The sequence below is a fragment of the Staphylococcus caseorum genome, from assembly GCF_049943195.1.
Lineage (GTDB): Bacteria > Bacillota > Bacilli > Staphylococcales > Staphylococcaceae > Staphylococcus > Staphylococcus equorum_A.
The window spans coordinates 717,183-735,883 of sequence record NZ_JBNFUA010000001.1 but is presented as its reverse complement, the minus strand read 5'-3'; the positions used below and the strand labels follow the sequence as shown (position 1 = coordinate 735,883).

Genomic DNA, 18,701 nt, shown 5'->3' with positions numbered 1-18,701 from the left:
TTTAAGGCCCCAATGTTTAATTTATATTAATCTTCATCCATCTTAAGAACTGCTAGGAATGCATCTTGAGGAATCTCAACGTTACCTACAGATTTCATTTTAGCTTTTCCGGCTTTTTGTTTTTCTAGTAATTTTTTCTTACGGCTAATATCTCCGCCGTAACATTTAGACAATACGTTTTTACCCATCGATTTAATATTTGTACGGGCAACAATCTTTTGGCCAACTGCTGCTTGAACAGGAACTTCAAATTGTTGTCTTGGAATAAGTGTTTTTAATTTTTCAACTAACATTTTGCCACGGTCATATGCGAATTCTTTATGTACTATAAAGCTTAAAGCATCTACTTTTTCGCCATTTAGCAATATGTCCATTTTTACTAAGTCACTTTCTTTGTTATCAATAAATTCATAATCAAAAGAAGCATAACCTTTTGTATTAGATTTAAGTTGATCGAAGAAATCAAAAACTACTTCTGATAATGGAATTTCGTAAATAATATTTACACGAATATCATCCATGTACTCCATATTTACAAATTGTCCACGTTTACGCTGACATAATTCCATTACAGCACCAACATAATCATTAGGTACCATCATAGTAGCTCTAACAAATGGTTCGTAGATCGTATCAATTTTATCTCTTTCAGGCATATTAGCTGGATTATCAACAGTAACTTCTTCACCTGTTTTCATAATACATTGATAGATTACTGACGGTGCTGTTGCAATAAGTGCAATACCGAATTCACGTTCAATACGTTCTTGAATAATTTCCATATGAAGCATACCTAAGAAACCGGTACGATAACCAAAACCTAATGCTTGTGATGATTCAGGTTCGAATTCTAATGAGGCATCATTTAATTGTAATTTTTCTAATGCATCACGCAAGTCATTGTAATCTTTGTTATCTATAGGGAATAAACCACAGAATACCATCGGGTTCATTTTTTTATAACCTTGTAGTGCTTGTTCTGCAGGACGTTTTACATGCGTGATTGTATCACCAACACGTGAGTCGTCAACATTTTTAATACTAGCTATAATGTATCCTACATCACCGACAGTAAGTTCTTCTACAGCTAATTGTTTTGGCGTATTAATACCAACTTCAGTAACTTCGAAATCCTTACCTGTAGCCATCATTTTAATGCGGTCTCCAGGTTTAACCGTACCTTCCACAACTCTTATAGATGAAATAACGCCTCTATAAGGATCATACTCAGAATCAAAGATAAGTGCTTTCAACGGTGCTTCAGGGTCGCCTTGCGGTGGAGGAACAACTTCAACAATTTTTTCGAGTATATCTTCTATGCCAATATTAGATTTTGCACTTGCTAGCACAACATCCTCTTTATCGATACCGATGACATCTTCTAATTCCTGCTTCACACGTTCTGGCTCTGCTGCAGGTAAATCTATCTTGTTAATTACAGGCAGTAACTCCAATTCGTTATCTAGAGCTAAGTAAACGTTAGCTAAAGTTTGTGCTTCAATCCCTTGCGCTGCATCAACTACTAAGATTGCTCCTTCACAAGCGGCTAATGATCTAGACACTTCGTATGTAAAATCTACGTGTCCAGGTGTGTCAATAAGATGGAATGTGTATATTTCACCATCTTTAGCTTCATACTTTAAGCGAACAGCATTTAATTTAATTGTTATACCACGTTCTTGTTCTAAATCCATGGAATCTAGCAATTGTGCGTGCATATCTCTCGATTCAACTGATTTCGTGTTTTCTAAAATCCTATCAGCTAACGTAGATTTACCATGGTCTATATGTGCGATAATAGAAAAGTTTCTAATATTTTCGCGTTTATTGAAACGGTCTTGTTTATCCATGTATTATCCTTCTCACTTTCATAATTCTAGCCCGTAAATATGTATGACATTCTTTGATATAATAACGTTTTTAGTAGGTAATTGCAAACTTACTACGATTTTTTACTATTTTCCGTAAATAATTGATATACTTGATATTGTATTCTACTTTGCATTATAGAGTGAATGTTCTTCTTTTCCAAATAGTATTGTACCATTTTCATCGATTCTATGCGCCTGCGATAAATAAATGATTGCAGAAAGGCGCTCGTTTTGATAAAATATTTCTTGTTGTAATCAAATTCATTTTGATAGCGAAATCATTATTAGGAGGTGACACACATGCCAAACATCAAATCTGCAATTAAACGTGTTAATACAAACCGTACTGCTGAAGAGCGTAACATTTCACAAAAAAATGAAATGCGTACAGCAGTTAAAAGAGCACACACAGCAATTGAATCAAATGCTGACAACAAAGCTGACTTAGTAAACTTCGCTTTGAAAAAAGTAGATAAAGCTGCTCAACGCAACTTAATCCACTCAAACAAAGCTGATCGTATCAAATCTTCACTTATGACAGCTGCTAAATAATAAAAAAGTTCAAGCTAAGGCTTGAACTTTTTTTATTTGCGTAAACAAATGAATATACGAATAACAAAGAAGTCTGAGCCACTGTGGTTTCAGGCTTTTTTGTATTATTATGGGTTTTCAAACTTGTATTAACTTTCAAATAATATTAGCACAAGCATTTAAAATTAAAGTGATAGAATAAATAATTCCAATATTAGATGTTTATCCATATAAGAAGATTTTAATTTATAGTCTGTCTCCGCACAATTATCAATAATATTCAATAAACTTTCCAATTGATAATGTCTTGCCTGATTCAATGCTAATTTCACTCTATAAGGATGTACACTTATTGTTTTTGCAATTTGTTGTCCACTATAACCCTTTTGACTCAATATTTTACTTTGATAAAATAAACGATAATTACTCGTAATAAGTGCTAATAATTTAATAGGTTCTTCCTTCATTGCAATCAAATCTTTTACTAATCGTATTGCTTTAGCCTTATTATTTTTTTGGATGTATTCTGTCAGTAAAAACACATTCTGTTCAAGACTCCTGTTTACAATTTGTTGGACATCTTGTTTGTTTATCGTTGGTCTATCTCCTAGAAAAAGAATCAATTTTTCAATTTCTTGCTTTACTATATTGAAATTAATACCTGTTAATTCTATAAATAAATCTAAAGCATCTTGTTTTATATCTTTATAATTTCCATGTAATTCATTTTTAACCCAATTTTTAATTTCATCTTCAGACATTTGTTCAATTTTTTTCAATTGAGCATGCTTCTTCAGAGTCTTTACTAATTTTTTTCGTTCATCAAGTTTAGAATGATAAACTTCGAATACAATCATACTCTCGCCATCGTATTTTTCTATAAATTCCATGAGTTGATCTATATTATGATTTACATCTTTAGGCGCTTTTTCACCAGTGAATACATATGCATTTTGTACTAATACTGCTTTTTTATCTGAGAAAAATGGCATCGTTAAAGCTTCTTCTATAATTGGAGCTAAATCGCTTTCATATAGGTTGTATTTAACAAAATTGAAATCATCTTTTGGAGTATCTAAATATTTCTCTATTACTTCTGTAGATTTCTTTTCAATTAATTCAGGCACTTCTCCGTATATTGTAATTATATTATTGCTCATATGTAGCACCCTTTCATCACTATTACACATTTAATCATTATATCATGCAGTGCTTTATCTCTCTACATAAAATCATTGATTTAGATTAGCACTAAGCCCAAAATTCGAATTTAATGTAATAGAAATTTCTCCGTTTTCACTTGTTTGTAAAACTTGAGAATTAATATTTTTTAAGCGTTCCACTATTTCTTCATTGGGTAATTTATATCTATTATTTTGACCAACAGAAATCAAACTTATTTTCGGGTGAAGTGTATTTATAAAAGATGCACTAGAACTCGTTTTACTACCATGGTGTCCTACTTTTAAGTTATCAATATTTTCAATGTGATACTTATTTAACAATAACTGCTCGTTATTTTTTGAAGCATCTCCCATAAGTAAAATCTTGAATTTATCATATTCAATTAATGTAATAATTGATTGTTCATTTAAATCATTTGATGTTGTAATTGTGGCATCTAATAATTTAATTTTCGCTTTGTTAAGTGAAAAACTTTGTATTGATTTAAAGTCTAATAGCTTTATGTTAAAACTTTTGCATATATTAACTAATGATTTCAGTTCTTTCAAATGGTAACTACTTTTATTAATTATTATATTTTTGATAGGATATTTTTCAATCAAAAAATTAAGTTCTCCCATATGATCTATATGTGGATGAGTAACAATTAAATAATCTATTTTCTTAATACCATGTTTTTTCAAAGTCGGTAGTATATGAAATTTTGATATATTATGTTGGCTTGACTCTCCTTCTTGTAATAACTTGCCCCCCGTATCAATCAATAAACTCTCTTGCTTATTTGTCTCAAATAAAATGGCATCTCCCTGCCCAACATCAAGCATTGTCAATTTATAATCATTAGATAGTGGCAACACCGTAACGACTATATACAATAAAACAAATGAACAAATAAATAAACTATAAAATTTATGTGCAAATAATATTAAACACGCTAATAAGAGGGCAAATCCTAAAGTGATATGTAAGTCATTTAACTCTGGTACATACCATTTGTATGAACTTAAATAAATAAACATTTCCAAAATAAAATCATGTAGCTTTAAAATTAAATTAAGCAAATAAGTTAAAGGCGTTATTTCAAATGGAAAGTGGCTTATAATAAAAAAGAAAATTACTAGCGGAAATAGTACGATGGTGTAAAAAGGAACAAAAATAAGATTTGCTAAAAAACCAAGCCATTGAATCTGGTTGAAATTAATAGCACTAATCATAAATGAGCCTAACTGAGCTATTATAGTAATAATTAGAAGCGATTTTATCGGTGAGGATTGAGCTATTGAGGGTAATGAAAAAAGTATGAAGAATGTAATTAAAAAAGAAAATTGGAAGCCTATATTATAGGCATAAGCAGGATATATAATCGTTAATATTATAAATAAAAGTGCGAGAATGTTCATTGAATTCTTTATAATAGTTTTAGGAATTAAAATGATTATTAATGCTGCTAAAATTGATCTCACAGCACTAGGAGCTAAATCAGTATAAATAGCATATATCGGTAGAAAGATAAATAATACCATTTTGATATAGGCTAACGGACACTTAAAAATATTTAATACGTATATTAAAATACCTATAATTGCTGCAATATGTGTGCCACTTACTGCTAATAAATGATAGATACCAATTTCTTTGAATTTATCTAATTCATTATTATCAATTTTCGAGGTATCTCCACTAATTAATGCAATAACTTTCTCCGGATACTTGATATTGGTGTGACTTAAACGTTCGAAAATATATTGTTTATGCTTATCTAAGATAGCGTTATATCTCGAATTATTTAGTTTGCAACTTTCGAAGTCAATTGTATTAATAAAAAGTGAAACGGGGCTATATGGGGACTGATTTAATGGTTTAAATATTGCTTTCACATGACATGTCTTTTGATAGAGCTGTATGTATTTATAACTGTTAATGTTTTTATTAACAAAAAAGTAATAGTTATATTTTTTATTATTTATTTTAGCTTTACCATGTAGCTTTTGATGTTTCAGAATAGGTTTTGTCACAAATTGTGCATCTACTTCAATATTTTGATTTAAGTACACTGCACGTGCTTTATTCTCACTTACGAAATTACTCTGAAACATCATATAACTAATGAATGGTATGATTAAAACAAATAAAATTTGAAACCACTTTAACCTTTTGCGTATCACTAAAAAAATTAAGATACCACATAAAAATATCGATAATAACTTAACATGTAGCCATAGTAGACCGACTAAATAAGCAATTGCATAGTAAATCAGTGATTATTTATTGGTAAGGTATTGTGCTACATGTTCTTGATTAAATGGTATTTTTTTATAATCGATACCTGATTGGTGTAAAAGCTTTAACGCATATGAATGGTTGTGATAGTCTTCAGCGTAATAAATTGTTTGAATACCAGCTTGGATAATTGATTTCGTACAATTTAAGCAAGGGAAATGTGTGACATATATCGTTGCTCCGTCTGTTGACACCCCTTGTTTGGCACATTGTAGTAATGCATTCATTTCAGCATGAATTGTACGTATACAATGGCCATCCTCTAATAAACAATCCTCATCTATACAATGAACTTCTCCTGAAACTGAGCCATTGTACCCACCAGCGATGATTCTATTATCTTTAACAATTGTTGCGCCAACAGATAATCGTTGACAAGTGGAACGTAACGCCAATAAATGACTTTGTGCCATAAAGTATTCTTCCCATTTAATGCGATCCATGATGTTATACCTCCATTAATAGTAATTATTTATTTTATAAGTAACTATAGGTTAATTTGTATTGAGTTATATTGCAATAAAAAATCTATATTGTAAAATATGAACCTAATTTTTCAAGCGTTTTTGCTCCAATGCCTTTAACTTCTGTTAATTGTTCGATAGATTCAAAAGCACCATTTTGTTCTCTATATTCTATAATAGATTTAGCTTTTGAAGGTCCTATGCCTGGAACTGTTAACAGTTCCTCTTCTGTAGCACTGTTAATATTTATTTTTTCTTTATTAGTGCTATTGTCAATGACTTTTGTTGAGTTTGAGTTTGTGCTTCTATTAATACTATTATTAATATTTTCAGTCGTTTGTTGATTTGAATTTATCGTTTCCTCTTTCTTTGGTATATAAACCAACTTTTGATCTACTAACTTTTCAGCTAAATTTATTTTCGACAAATCAGCATCATCAGTCACGATTGCTCGATCTAAAAGTTGTTTAATTCTATCAGAAGATTTCATTTTATAAATATCAGGATGCTTCACTGCACCTTTGACGTCCACAAAAATATCTTCTGTTTTAATTTGCTTTGGTTGTTCATTACTATTTTTCATATGCTTTGCATTGGAGTCTAGTTGTGTTTGTGTAGCTTTGGTAATATCATCATTCGAATTTACTATATTATGATTATCTTCGTTTGTAAAAGTACTTTGCAGCAACCAAGTGATTAAAATGACCACGAAAATTAAAATTGCTATAGCAACTGCTTTGTACTTACAAATGATTTCTTTTATATTGTTCCACTGATCTAACAAGAAAAAATCACTCCTTTATACTATACACGTATAAAGGAGTGATTTTACTTTTATTTTTTGACAATGAAAAACAGTCGATGACCTTCATTGCTATTATTCTTAATATCAAAATCGACAAACGTAGTGATTTGGCTAAACCCTACATTATTAAGCATTTCAATATATTCTACTTCTGTGTAAGTCCGTTGATAGTGTGATTCATCGAACCTTGCATATTGATTATCATCTTGTTTAATAAAGAATGACATATCATGCCAAACGCTCAGTGGTTCTTCGCCTTGCACAGCTTCCCAACCAAGAAAAACTTTTTCAGATTCATCGATATAACTTTGATTATTAAATAATGTATTCATTTTAAAAGGTGTATGAACATCAAACATAAATACACCATCTGTTTCTAAATGGTTAAAAACATGACTAAATGTGGTGAAGACATGATCTTTTTCAGGTAAATAATTTAATGAATCACAGAAAATCGTAATTACATCAAATTTTTGATTTAACTCAAATTCAGTCATATCACCTTCTATCCAATTCACTTTGTTAGATTTCTGAGTTGCTATCGAAAGCATATCAACACTCAAATCCATACCTGTAATTTGGTCAAAGTCTGTTAGCAATGATGTTAAACTTCCTGTACCACAACCAATATCTAATATAGACGTCCTATTTTCTGCAAAATGGTTTACAATTTCTAACCATGATTCATAGGGTTGATCTAATGTTAATTGATCATAGAACAAGCTCATTTCTTCATATTGCACCATAATTAATAAACAACCTGTCTATAACTCTCAAGAGGCGCATCACGATATAATTTCTCAATATTATAGTAATCACGTTCATCTTTATGGAATACGTGAACCACCACATTAGATAGATCAATAAGGACCCATCTGGCATCATTAAAACCTTCCATTCGTTTTACTTCGATATCAGCTTCACCTGCTGCATCTTTTACCGAACGTGCTATAGCTTGGACTTGTTTTTCGTTATTACCATGACAAACTACAAAATAATCAGTCATGTCACTAATGCCTTTCATTTTCAAAGAAATAATATCTTCTGCTTTTTTATTCTCTGTTGCTTCGACAGCAATGTTTAATAATTGATCTGAATTCATTTAATCATCCTTTACTCTTTCGTCACTGTAATTGTAATAATTCAAGCATGCAATCGTGGCATCATAAACATTAATATCTTTATTAATCAAGTATAAAACTGTTCGCTTAGAAATTTCATAAATGGTTTTATCTAAGCTACCTTGATTGTATGCTAAATCTCTAATTTCTTCAACGCCTGGGGTCTGACGACCTGGTTCTATATAATCAGCTATGAATATTAATTTCTCAGTTTTCGTCATTTGAGCGCGTCCAGTTGTATGATTTTTAATCGCTAGCAAGACTTCTTCATCAGTGACATTAAACTGTTGATTCATTATTATAGCTGCTACTGGCCCATGTAAAATTTCAGAGCCATAACTCAGTAAATTACTATCTAATTCATTCTGTGTAACAATTTGATACATTGATCCTAAATCATCATATTTACAGTAATCATGTAGTATACCTGCAAGTTCAGCCTTATCTTTGTCACCATCATAGATTTCTGCTAATTTCACAGCTGTTTCAGCAACTCTCAGTGAATGGTTAAACCTTTTCTCAGGTAATTTATCTTTAACTAAAGTAACTGCTTGATCAATTTTCATATAATCCTTCCTCTCGGATATATTGTTCTACACTAGGAGGAACTAAAACTTGAATATTTTCATCGTTTTTAATTCTATCTCTGATTAATGTTGAACTAATATCAATACGCGGTATATTGATTGCTAACATACCAGGCTCTACTTCTTGAGCTGATTTATCTCTGTTAACAATTACAAAAGTAATTAATGATTTTAACTCATCAATTTTATACCACTTTTCAAGTTGATTGTATTGGTCAGTACCTATAACAAAGTATAGCTTAGATCGAGGATGCTGCTTTAAAATATGCTCTACTGTATCATAAGTGTAGCTTTGCCCTTTACGTTCAATTTCATCAAGAAAAATTGTTCCAAATCCAAGTTCATTAATCGCACACTGAATCATATCTATTCTATACTGTGCGTCTAAAAAATCATTATGCTCTTTTAATGGAGACATATAGCTCGGTATAAAATAGAACTTCTCAGGTTTTATTACGTTATTCACTTCACTTGCAACAACCATGTGAGCTGTATGAATCGGGTTAAACTGCCCACCATATAATACAATTGATTCAGTCATTATGGTAATTGAATTTGTTTGTTGTCTTGAGATTCTTTGTACAATACAATCATAGACCCGATTACTTGTACGACATCACTTCTTGTCGCATCACTTAAGCTTTGTGCTAAATCATTTTTATCTTCATAGTTATTTTGTAAAACATGTACTTTAATTAATTCTCTGTTTTCTAAAATATCGTTAATTTGACTAACCATATTATCATTAATACCTGATTTCCCAATTTGGAAAGTTGGATCTACGTTATTTGCTTTACTTCTTAAAAATCTTTTTTGTTTACCTGTTAGCATAATATGCTCCTTTTATAAATGTTTTAGTACTGCTTCTTTCATTACTTGAATGTCTGGTGTTTGTTCGGTCCAAATCTCAAAACTTTCTGCGCCTTGGTAAACAAACATGTCCAATCCATTGTGTATAGGATTGCCTTTTTCTTCTGCTATTTCTAAAATCGGCGTTTTAAAAGGAATATAAACAATATCACTTACTAATGTATGTGAAGCTAATTGATCGAGACTTATAGCTACATCTTTGTTTTTATTCATACCTGCAGGTGTAGTATTAATAATAATGTCGAATTCAGACAATGACTTTTCTGCGTCTGATAAATTAATCTTATTTATATCCAAATCCCAGTTATCAAAGCGACTCATAGTTCTGTTAGCAACGGTTAATTTAGGTCGAACGTGTTTATTCAGTTCATTTGCAATACCTTTACTGGCACCGCCTGCGCCTAAAATGAGTATATAAGCATTTTGTAAATCCGGATAAGCCTGTTTAAGACCTGTAACATAGCCTATGCCATCTGTATTGTAGCCTATCCATTTTCCGCCTTCAATTTTCACTGTATTAACAGCACCAACCGTTTTAGATTGGTCATCAATTTCATCTAAATAAGGTAGAATACGTTCTTTATGAGGTATTGTAACATTAAATCCAGAAAGCGCTTTGTCTTCTATGATTTCCTTAATAAGATGAAAATGTGCTTCAGGAATATTAATCGCTTCATATGTTGAATCATCATTTAAAGTCTCAAAGTTAGCGTTATGCATAACGGGTGACAAAGAATGATCTATAGGATTGCCTATTACTGCGTATTTCATATTAAACACACCTTACATTATTGAATTTCTTAATACAACATCTACATTTTTCGGTACTCGAACTATAACTTTGGCACCTTCATCAATCGTGATAAAACCTAATCCTGAAATCATCACATCTCGCTTCTCTTTACCTGTTTCTAATCGTACTGCTTTAACATTTTGTAAATCAAAATTATCAGGGTTATGAGGTGGTGACAATAGTGCACCTAACTGATTTTTCCACAATTCATTGGCATTTTCAGTTTTAGTTCTATGGATATTGAGTTCGTTTGAAAAATGACACACTAACGAACGTCTGCCACCACTAACATAGTCAATACGCGCTATTCCACCAAAGAATAAAGTTTGACCTTCATTCAATTGATATACGCGCTGTTTAACTTCTTTTTTAGGCATAATCGTTTTAAGCTCATCATCCGTTACCACATGTGTCATTTGATGTGCTTGAATCACGCCTGGAGTATCAAACATAAATGATGTATCATCTAACGGTATGTCAATCATGTCTAGCGTTGTGCCTGGGAATCTAGAAGTAGTAACGACATCTTTTTCACCAACACTGCGTTCGATCAATTTATTTATAAGCGTAGATTTACCAACATTTGTAGTTCCTACAATATAAACATTATCGTTATTACGTAATGTGTTAATAGATGCTAACAAATCATCTATACCTTCATTTTTTTCTGCAGATATCAATACAACATCTTCAGTTTCCAAACCATATTTTCTAGCTGTTTTCTTCAGCCATTCTTTAACACGGCGTTTATTAATCTGTTTAGGCAATAAATCTAACTTATTGGCTACTAAAATGATTTTTTTATTACCCACGATACGTTTGATTGCATTAATGAAAGACCCTTCAAAATCAAAGACATCTACAACATTTACTACAATCCCTTTTTCATCTGCTAAACCATTCAACAAATTTAAAAAGTCTTCACTATCTAAACCAACATCTTGAACTTCATTGTAATTTTTTAGTCTAAAGCATCTTTTACATATGACATCTTCACGATGTAAATTATGTTCTGGCACATAGCCTGCCGCATCTGGATCTTCAGATTGAAGTGGTGCGCCGCATCCGATACATTTTAAAATTTCAGTCAATCAATTTTCCTCCCATTTGATATAGCCTTTTTTTCTAAAGTGTTGTAGTAATCTTCGTTCTATCATTCGGTTGAATTTCGTAATAAACCCATCCGTTTGTTTCACGGGAACCACCATAATTGTGAAGAGTCCACGTCTATTACCTCCAAATACATCTGTAAGCATTTGGTCACCAATCACTACAATTTCAGCAGGTTTTAGGTTCATTAATTGTGCAGCTTGATTAAAAGCGCGACCTCTTGGTTTTTTGGCTTTGAAAATATAATCAACATTCAATGATTTTGAAAAACTACCAACACGTTTTTCATTATTATTAGAAACAATCGTAATTGTAATGCCTAATGCATTTGCTTTCTCAAACCATTGTTTCACTGCTGTAGTAGGGTCTGCTTCGTCCCATCCTACAAGTGTGTTATCTAAATCTGTAATAATTCCTTTCACGCCAGATGCTGCAAGTTTATCAATATCTATTTGAAAAACGGACTGCACATATTCGTTTGGCATAAAATAGTTTTTTATTATACCCATTATTTATTTTCACCTTTTTATATAGTTTTAATTAAACGCTCAACAATTTCACTAGAAGATATTGCTGCTTTTTCTAAAAATGCATCAAACGTAATACCAGCATCGCCGTCAGCTAAATCTGAAATTGCGCGCGTAATTATGAATGGTAAATTAAATTGATAGCAGGTTTGTGCAATTGCAGTAGCTTCCATTTCTGCAGCCATTGCTTGTGGAAAATTCGTTTTAATCGTTGTACGTTGCTCAGTTGTACCAATAAAGCTATCTCCACTCACAATTAAGCCAGTTTTAGCTACTAGTTGTTGTTCATTAATTGCATCTGTTGCCTTTTGAATTAAATGCTCATCAGCAACAAATTGTGCTGGCATTTGTGGTATTTGTCCTAATTGATAACCAAATGCTCTTGCATCTGCATCATGATAAGTAACCATATCACTGACTACAACATCACCAACATTTAATGATTTATCTAACGCTCCTGCAGAGCCCGTATTAATAATTACATCAGGTCTGAATTTTTCAATTAATAATGTTGTAGAGATTGCTACGTTCACTTTACCTATACCACTTTGTGACAGTACTACTTCTTTATCATGTAGACGACCTTTATAAAATATTACATGCGCAATTTTTATTTCTTCTAATGTTACAAGTTTATCTTTTAAGATTGCTACTTCTTCTTCCATAGCACCTATAATACCTATCATTATAATTCACCTCATATTAAAATCCTAGCCTTAGTTATTCTACCACATTTATGTTCATAGCTCGATCATTGTTCAACTTTTTATTATTAAATTCTCTATGCTATTTTCCCTATTTTTAAGTAATTAATAATAATTTTTTTATACATTTGAATTCCTTATTTTTTCCATATAAAAACTCTGAACAACACATGAGCAGTATGTATCGTTCAGAGTATTAAAATATTTATATATTAACTACCAAATAAGCCTGATAAGCTTTGTAGAGAGAATAACGCTGCAGCAATTGTAACTATTACTGCCAATATACCAAAGAGTAACATCCATGTTGGATGATGATAATCTCCGACAATCGATTTTCGTTTACTCGCTATTAAAATTGTACCTAAAGTGATTGGTAGAATAAATCCGTTAAGTGCTCCAGCAACGATTAATAAAGTAACTGGTTGACCTATGAATAAAAATACTAGCGTAGAAACTACAATAAAACTAATTACAATTATATTGGTTTTATTGTATATCGATTTATGTAGTGTTTTTAAAAATGTCGCACTCGTATAAGCAGAACCAATTACAGATGACATTGCAGCTGCGAATAATACGACACCAAAGATACTACGTCCAACTGGTCCAAGTACATGTTCAAAGACTGAAGCTGGTGGGTTTTCTGAACTTAAAGTAACACCTGTAACAACTACACCCAATACCGCTAAGAATAATAAAACTCTTAAAACGCCGGTAGTCAATATGCCTGAGATCGCGGCTTTGTTAATAAATGGTAAATATTCTTTGCCTTTAATTCCAGAATCTAAAATTCTATGTGCCCCTGCAAAAGTAATATAACCACCAACTGTACCACCTACCAAAGTAATAATCGGTAATACAAGCGCCAATGGTTGTTCTGGCATGACTAAATGCTTAGCCGCTTCTGCATATGGCGGGTTGGCCTTAAACATTACAAACGCTATGACTACGATCATAAGCATTCCTAAAAACATTGTAACAACGTCCATAATTTTTTGGCCACTTTTACTAATAAAGATACCGATAGCTAGAACTGCTGTAATTGCAGCGCCAATCTTCACATCTAAACCGAAAATGGCATTTAAACCAAGTCCAGCTCCTGCTATATTACCGATATTGAAAGCTAATCCTCCAATGGCTATCAGTATCGAAATAATTGTACCTAGCCCACTGAAAATCTCATTTGCTACTTCTTGACCACGTTTACCTGTAACTACTAATACTCTCCAAATATTTATTTGTGCACCAATATCTATAATAATAGATAATAGGATAGCAAATGCAAAACTTGCAGTAAATTGTGCAGTAAATACTGCGGTTTGAGTTAAAAATGCTGGTCCAATAGCAGATGTTGCCATGAAAAATACCGAACCTAATAGTAACCTTTTATGGTTTTTTGTGAACTCAAAATCTTTTTCTTCAGAACTTAATCTTTCTTTCATAGGTTAGCCCCCTAGACTTTTTATAGAAACGCCTTCTTTCGTTAATCTTTCTCTAATTTGTGTTACAAACTCGAGAGCATGTGCACCATCTCCATGCACACAAATTGTATCAGCCTCTATGCTGATGGTCTTTTGGCTTTTTGCGACAACGGTTTGTGATTTCACCATGTTAACTACTTGCTCAATTGCTTCATTTGTATCCGTAATTAATGCATCGTGTTCTTTTCTACTTACGAGTTGGCCATCATCTTCGTATCGTCTATCTGCAAAGACTTCTGAGGCTGTTGTTAAACCAACTGATTTAGCTTCAGAAATTAATGACGTGTTAGATAATCCCACATATATTAGGGTGTTGTCAATATCAAATACTGCTTGTGCAATTGCACGCGCTATATCTTTGTTTCTAGCTCCCATTTGATAAAGGGCGCCATGCGGTTTTACGTGATTAATCTTCACGTTATGAATTTTACAAAATCCACTTAACGCACCAATTTGATAAACAACAACATCATAAATTTCACTTGGTGATAAATCCATATTTCTACGTCCAAATCCTTGTAAGTCTGGTAGTCCTGGATGAGCACCGATGCCTACATCATGTGCTTTGGCTAATTTTATCGTTTCATTCATTACATGTTGGTCCCCGGCATGGAAACCACAAGCAATATTTGCTGAAGTAATAAGTGGGATGATATGTTCATCCCCTCCAAATGAGTAATTACCGAATGCTTCACCGAGATCACAATTTAAGTCTACTTGCATTAAGATACCCCCTTGATAATTTGGTGCCTATCTAAAAATTTTATATCTACTTCTTTTGCATCTCCATCTGCATACAATGGATAAGATAATACTGCGTATAAAAAGTCAGCAGTTGTTGTAAAACCGTCTATCACCATTTCATCTAAAGTGACTTTTAATTTATTAATTGCACGTTGTCTGTCGGGTGCTTTGACAATCACTTTTGCTACTAAAGAATCATAGTAAGGAGAGACAGTATAACCTTGATAAAGTAAGCTATCTACACGTACGTTAAATCCTTGTGGTAAGTGTAATGCTTCTACTTTGCCTGGTGAAGGCTGGAATTGTCGTTCTGGGTTCTCTGCATTAATTCGTGCTTCGATTACATGTCCATCAAAAACTATATCTTCCTGTGTGAAAGGCAATTTGCCATTTATCATCAAGTATAGTTGAGCTTGTAGTAAATCCCTATTCGCTCTCATTTCAGTCACAGTATGTTCTACTTGAATACGCGCATTCATTTCAATGAAATAATATGCTTCGTCTGTTACTAAAAATTCGATTGTACCTGCACTTCTATAATTTGAAGCCTTTGCTACTTTGACAGCATCAGTACACATTGCATTTCTAGTTTCTTCTGATATTGCTGCACATGGTGATTCTTCAATTAATTTTTGGTTTTTTCTTTGTACAGAACAATCTCTTTCTCCTAAATGTATGTAATTATTCTTACCATCACCAATGACTTGAACTTCTACATGCTTCGCTACAGGAATGAACGATTCAACATAAATACGATCATCACCAAAATACTTCTCGCCTTCACTCTTGGCCTCTTTAAAAGCTTTAGGCAATTCTTCAACTGTTTTAACAATTCTAATGCCTTTACCACCGCCACCGCTAGCTGCTTTTAAAACTAGGGGGAAGCCAACATCTTTTGATATTTGTTTCACTTCTTCAATTGACTCCACAGCATTCGTAGAACCTGGAATAATTGGCACACCCGCATCATCAACCGTTTGACGTGCAGTGATTTTATCACCCATCATTTCCATCGTCAATTGTGTTGGACCAATGAAATCAATATTATTTTCTTCTACTTTTTGTGCAAAAGAAGTACTCTCTGATAAAAAGCCATAGCCTGGATGTATTGCAGTAGCACCACTGATTTTGGCGGCGCTAATAATTCTGTCTTGATTCAAATAACTCTCTAGTGGATTTGCTTCACCTATACAAATAGCTTGATCTGCTAAACTCACATGTAAACTCGTTTCATCCCCTAATGCATATATAGCTACTGTTTCAATATCCATCTCTCTACATGCTCGGATAATTCTAACAGCTATCTCTCCTCTGTTTGCTATTAAACAACGATACACAGCAAACGCCCCTTTCTTTCACTTATTTTATTTTAATAATCGTCTGATTATATTCGACATTCGCACCATGTTCTACTACGATTTCCTTCACTACACCATCTACGTCACTTTTCACTTCATTCATTACTTTCATCGCTTCAATAAAACCAATCGTATCACCTTTATTTATTTCATCACCAACATGAATGATGGGCTCAGTAAGCTCTTTTTCATCTTGTTGGAAGAACGTACCTACCATTGGTGATTTAACTTCCTTAAAGTTGTCATGGTCCTCTGCTTGACCGTCTGCTACACTTTGATTTTGATTGAACGCTTGGTTTGCTACAGTTTGTGAACTATTATCGGAAGAAAATGAATGCACTTTATTATCATTAAAATCTATCGCTATTTCACTTTTACTATCTTTGTATTCAAATTTCTTAACTTCATTTTCTTTTACTAATTTTATTAATTGCTCGATTTTTTCAAGATTCATTTTAATTCCCCTTTTAGTAATTTTTTGATACGTGAAGCCGTTGGTCTGAATTGAGCCGTATTATAAATAGGTGTATCGATTGTATTTTCTAATACTTTCTTGAAATCTAATTCTTGTTGTTTTAATTTTTTTGTTGCTGCTTCAATCGTTGTCCATTCAAAATGTAGCACGTCCCCTGGTTGTTTCTGTGCTAAAATATGTAAATCTGAAGCACATACAGTAGCAATTTTTGTATAACCACCAACTGTTTGTTTATCATTCAATAAAATAATTGGATTGCCATCGTTTGGAACTTGAATGCTACCTAAAGCTACTGGTTCAGAAATGATATCCGCTGAATCTGTTGGTGAAATTATCTCACCTTGTAAGCGATATCCCATGCGGTCTGATTTTTCAGAAATTTTAAAATCAACTGTTGTTAATTTATCTTGCGCATCTTGAGTGAAACGATTTATTTGTGGTCCTTCGATAATTTGAATTGTATCTTTATTAAATGGTTCAGTATTTAATTCTAAACTGTAGCCTACTTTAGAATGGTATGTATCATCTTGTTTACACAAAATTACATCGTCTCGTTTTAAGGCGCGTCCTTTATATCCTCCGATATGACTACGTGTATGAGTAGCATAACTACCAGCTACAATTGGAACCTCCAGGGGTTTACCTAACAAAATATAACCTCTCGCACCATTAACTACGGCACCTAGTTCCAATATATCGCCTTTTTTTACTGAAGTTACTGTTTGAACATCAATCACTTTATCATTTATCTTGGCATTAAATTGTGCACCAGTGATAATAAAAGAATTATCTTCTAAAAATTGAAGTGTTGGCCCAATGATTGTGCATTCAATTGCAGGCCCCTCATTTCCAATAAGTGTTTGACCTAATCTATATGCATATTGATCTAACACGCCTGCATTTGAAAATCCTTGGTTTTGATAACCAATTCTACCTTGATCTTGTATTGTGCTAAATAGTCCAGGATTCAAAATTTTTATAGACATATTAAATTTTCACCCACTTTTCTATATCAAAATCGTCATGTTGTTGTTCATCTAATATACGATGGTATGTTTCTTCTTCAATAGCATAAAATTTTATATAGTCTCCTGCGCCATATAAACACATAGGTTCTCTATGAATATCAAACACTTTAATTGGCGTGCGTCCTATAATTTGCCAACCACCAGGCGATTGTTTTGGATATAGTCCTGTTTGATTATTAGCAATACCTACAGAGCCTGCATGAATGCTTGTCCTTGGTTCTTGCCGTCTTGGCGTATGTAATTGTGTATCTAATCCTCCTAAAAAAGGAAAACCAGGCATAAAACCTAGCATATAAATTAAATAAGCATTTTCAGTATGTATTCGTATAACCTCTTTAGTAGTTAAATTGTTATGTGATGCTACCTCTTGAATATCTTGTCCATAACTTCCACCATATAACACTGGTATATTAATCGTTTGTGTTGGTGTAGCTGTATCATTAAATTTTGTTATCTCCATTTGATTTAAATTAAGCGCTTTAATTATATGGGTTAAATCACTTTTACTGATATCAATAGTTAACATAATTGCACGATACGAAGCAACTACTTCAATAATAGCTGGATTGTTTTGTGCTTTAATATATTGTTCAACGCGTTGTACCTTTTGAAACGTATCAGGATCAATACGTTCTTCAAAATAAATCATAATCGTTTGTTCATTAATTAATTTATAATTCAAAGATTATGCCCCCTTTATTACATTTACAATATAGTTTATCTGAAGATAAACTATATTGCGCACATGCTATTGATAGTATAAC

21 protein-coding genes are annotated in these 18,701 nt (G+C 32.5%); 1 reads left to right on the top strand and 20 read right to left on the bottom strand.

What is annotated here, in order from left to right; genetic code table 11:
* Positions 1-26: 26 nt before the first annotated feature.
* The gene (lepA, locus tag ACP3TL_RS03845) at positions 27-1,850 is read right to left on the bottom strand and encodes a translation elongation factor 4 (RefSeq protein WP_046465462.1); all 1,824 of its coding nucleotides are present in this window, start codon (positions 1,848-1,850) and stop codon (positions 27-29) included.
* Positions 1,851-2,171: 321 nt separating this feature from the next.
* On the opposite strand from lepA, the gene rpsT reads away from it, so the two are divergent.
* Positions 2,172-2,423, top strand: a complete 252-nt coding sequence (rpsT, locus tag ACP3TL_RS03840; protein WP_002507464.1) for a 30S ribosomal protein S20 — start codon at positions 2,172-2,174, stop codon at positions 2,421-2,423.
* A 164-nt stretch (positions 2,424-2,587) separates the two neighbouring features.
* Here the strand turns inward: rpsT and holA are convergent, their stop codons facing one another.
* The 19 genes from holA to pxpB form a co-directional block, all read right to left on the bottom strand.
* Positions 2,588-3,562: a DNA polymerase III subunit delta gene (holA, locus tag ACP3TL_RS03835; protein ID WP_046465463.1), complete on the bottom strand. Its 975-nt coding sequence runs from the start codon at positions 3,560-3,562 to the stop codon at positions 2,588-2,590.
* A gap of 72 nt (positions 3,563-3,634) precedes the next feature.
* Positions 3,635-5,602, bottom strand: coding sequence for a DNA internalization-related competence protein ComEC/Rec2 (locus ACP3TL_RS03830; RefSeq protein ID WP_230622001.1), 1,968 nt, complete (start codon positions 5,600-5,602; stop codon positions 3,635-3,637).
* A gap of 246 nt (positions 5,603-5,848) precedes the next feature.
* Complete coding sequence (locus ACP3TL_RS03825) at positions 5,849-6,310, bottom strand: ComE operon protein 2 (RefSeq protein ID WP_046465464.1); 462 nt, start codon at positions 6,308-6,310, stop codon at positions 5,849-5,851.
* 85 nt (positions 6,311-6,395) lie between these two features.
* On the bottom strand, positions 6,396-7,115 hold the full coding sequence (locus tag ACP3TL_RS03820; protein WP_046465465.1) for a helix-hairpin-helix domain-containing protein: 720 nt from the start codon (positions 7,113-7,115) through the stop codon (positions 6,396-6,398).
* Positions 7,116-7,165: 50 nt separating this feature from the next.
* Positions 7,166-7,882, bottom strand: coding sequence for a class I SAM-dependent DNA methyltransferase (locus ACP3TL_RS03815; protein ID WP_046465466.1), 717 nt, complete (start codon positions 7,880-7,882; stop codon positions 7,166-7,168).
* A 2-nt stretch (positions 7,883-7,884) separates the two neighbouring features.
* Positions 7,885-8,238 (bottom strand): ribosome silencing factor, encoded by a 354-nt coding sequence (rsfS, locus tag ACP3TL_RS03810; RefSeq protein ID WP_046465467.1) that lies wholly within the window; start codon positions 8,236-8,238, stop codon positions 7,885-7,887.
* Positions 8,239-8,823: a bis(5'-nucleosyl)-tetraphosphatase (symmetrical) YqeK gene (yqeK, locus tag ACP3TL_RS03805; RefSeq protein ID WP_046465468.1), complete on the bottom strand. Its 585-nt coding sequence runs from the start codon at positions 8,821-8,823 to the stop codon at positions 8,239-8,241.
* Positions 8,813-9,385: a nicotinate (nicotinamide) nucleotide adenylyltransferase gene (gene nadD / locus ACP3TL_RS03800; RefSeq protein WP_046465469.1), complete on the bottom strand. Its 573-nt coding sequence runs from the start codon at positions 9,383-9,385 to the stop codon at positions 8,813-8,815. Before nadD ends, yqeK begins: the two co-directional genes overlap by 11 nt.
* The gene (gene yhbY, locus ACP3TL_RS03795) at positions 9,385-9,675 is read right to left on the bottom strand and encodes a ribosome assembly RNA-binding protein YhbY (protein ID WP_002507455.1); all 291 of its coding nucleotides are present in this window, start codon (positions 9,673-9,675) and stop codon (positions 9,385-9,387) included. The genes nadD and yhbY overlap by 1 nt, the downstream gene beginning before the upstream one ends.
* Positions 9,676-9,687: 12 nt before the next feature.
* A complete protein-coding gene (gene aroE, locus ACP3TL_RS03790; RefSeq protein WP_046465470.1) occupies positions 9,688-10,485 on the bottom strand; it encodes a shikimate dehydrogenase in 798 nt (265 codons plus the stop codon).
* 12 nt (positions 10,486-10,497) lie between these two features.
* Entirely contained in the window at positions 10,498-11,598 is a 1,101-nt protein-coding gene (gene yqeH, locus ACP3TL_RS03785) for a ribosome biogenesis GTPase YqeH (RefSeq protein WP_046465471.1), read from the bottom strand.
* Positions 11,599-12,126 carry a YqeG family HAD IIIA-type phosphatase gene (locus ACP3TL_RS03780; protein ID WP_046465472.1) on the bottom strand — a complete coding sequence of 176 codons (528 nt, stop codon included), beginning with the start codon at positions 12,124-12,126 and terminating at the stop codon, positions 11,599-11,601.
* A 17-nt stretch (positions 12,127-12,143) separates the two neighbouring features.
* Positions 12,144-12,830, bottom strand: coding sequence for a 5'-methylthioadenosine/S-adenosylhomocysteine nucleosidase (gene mtnN, locus ACP3TL_RS03775; protein WP_046465473.1), 687 nt, complete (start codon positions 12,828-12,830; stop codon positions 12,144-12,146).
* A gap of 230 nt (positions 12,831-13,060) precedes the next feature.
* Entirely contained in the window at positions 13,061-14,293 is a 1,233-nt protein-coding gene (locus ACP3TL_RS03770; protein WP_285325685.1) for an NRAMP family divalent metal transporter, read from the bottom strand.
* Between the two features lie 3 nt (positions 14,294-14,296).
* Positions 14,297-15,055: a 5-oxoprolinase subunit PxpA gene (gene pxpA, locus ACP3TL_RS03765; RefSeq protein WP_046465475.1), complete on the bottom strand. Its 759-nt coding sequence runs from the start codon at positions 15,053-15,055 to the stop codon at positions 14,297-14,299.
* Complete coding sequence (locus tag ACP3TL_RS03760) at positions 15,055-16,413, bottom strand: acetyl-CoA carboxylase biotin carboxylase subunit (protein WP_046465476.1); 1,359 nt, start codon at positions 16,411-16,413, stop codon at positions 15,055-15,057. Before ACP3TL_RS03760 ends, pxpA begins: the two co-directional genes overlap by 1 nt.
* Before the next feature lie 22 nt (positions 16,414-16,435).
* The gene (locus ACP3TL_RS03755; protein ID WP_046465477.1) at positions 16,436-16,888 is read right to left on the bottom strand and encodes an acetyl-CoA carboxylase biotin carboxyl carrier protein; all 453 of its coding nucleotides are present in this window, start codon (positions 16,886-16,888) and stop codon (positions 16,436-16,438) included.
* Complete coding sequence (locus tag ACP3TL_RS03750; RefSeq protein WP_046465478.1) at positions 16,885-17,895, bottom strand: 5-oxoprolinase subunit C family protein; 1,011 nt, start codon at positions 17,893-17,895, stop codon at positions 16,885-16,887. Before ACP3TL_RS03750 ends, ACP3TL_RS03755 begins: the two co-directional genes overlap by 4 nt.
* Position 17,896: 1 nt before the next feature.
* The gene (gene pxpB, locus ACP3TL_RS03745; RefSeq protein ID WP_080947907.1) at positions 17,897-18,619 is read right to left on the bottom strand and encodes a 5-oxoprolinase subunit PxpB; all 723 of its coding nucleotides are present in this window, start codon (positions 18,617-18,619) and stop codon (positions 17,897-17,899) included.
* Positions 18,620-18,701: the final 82 nt, after the last annotated feature.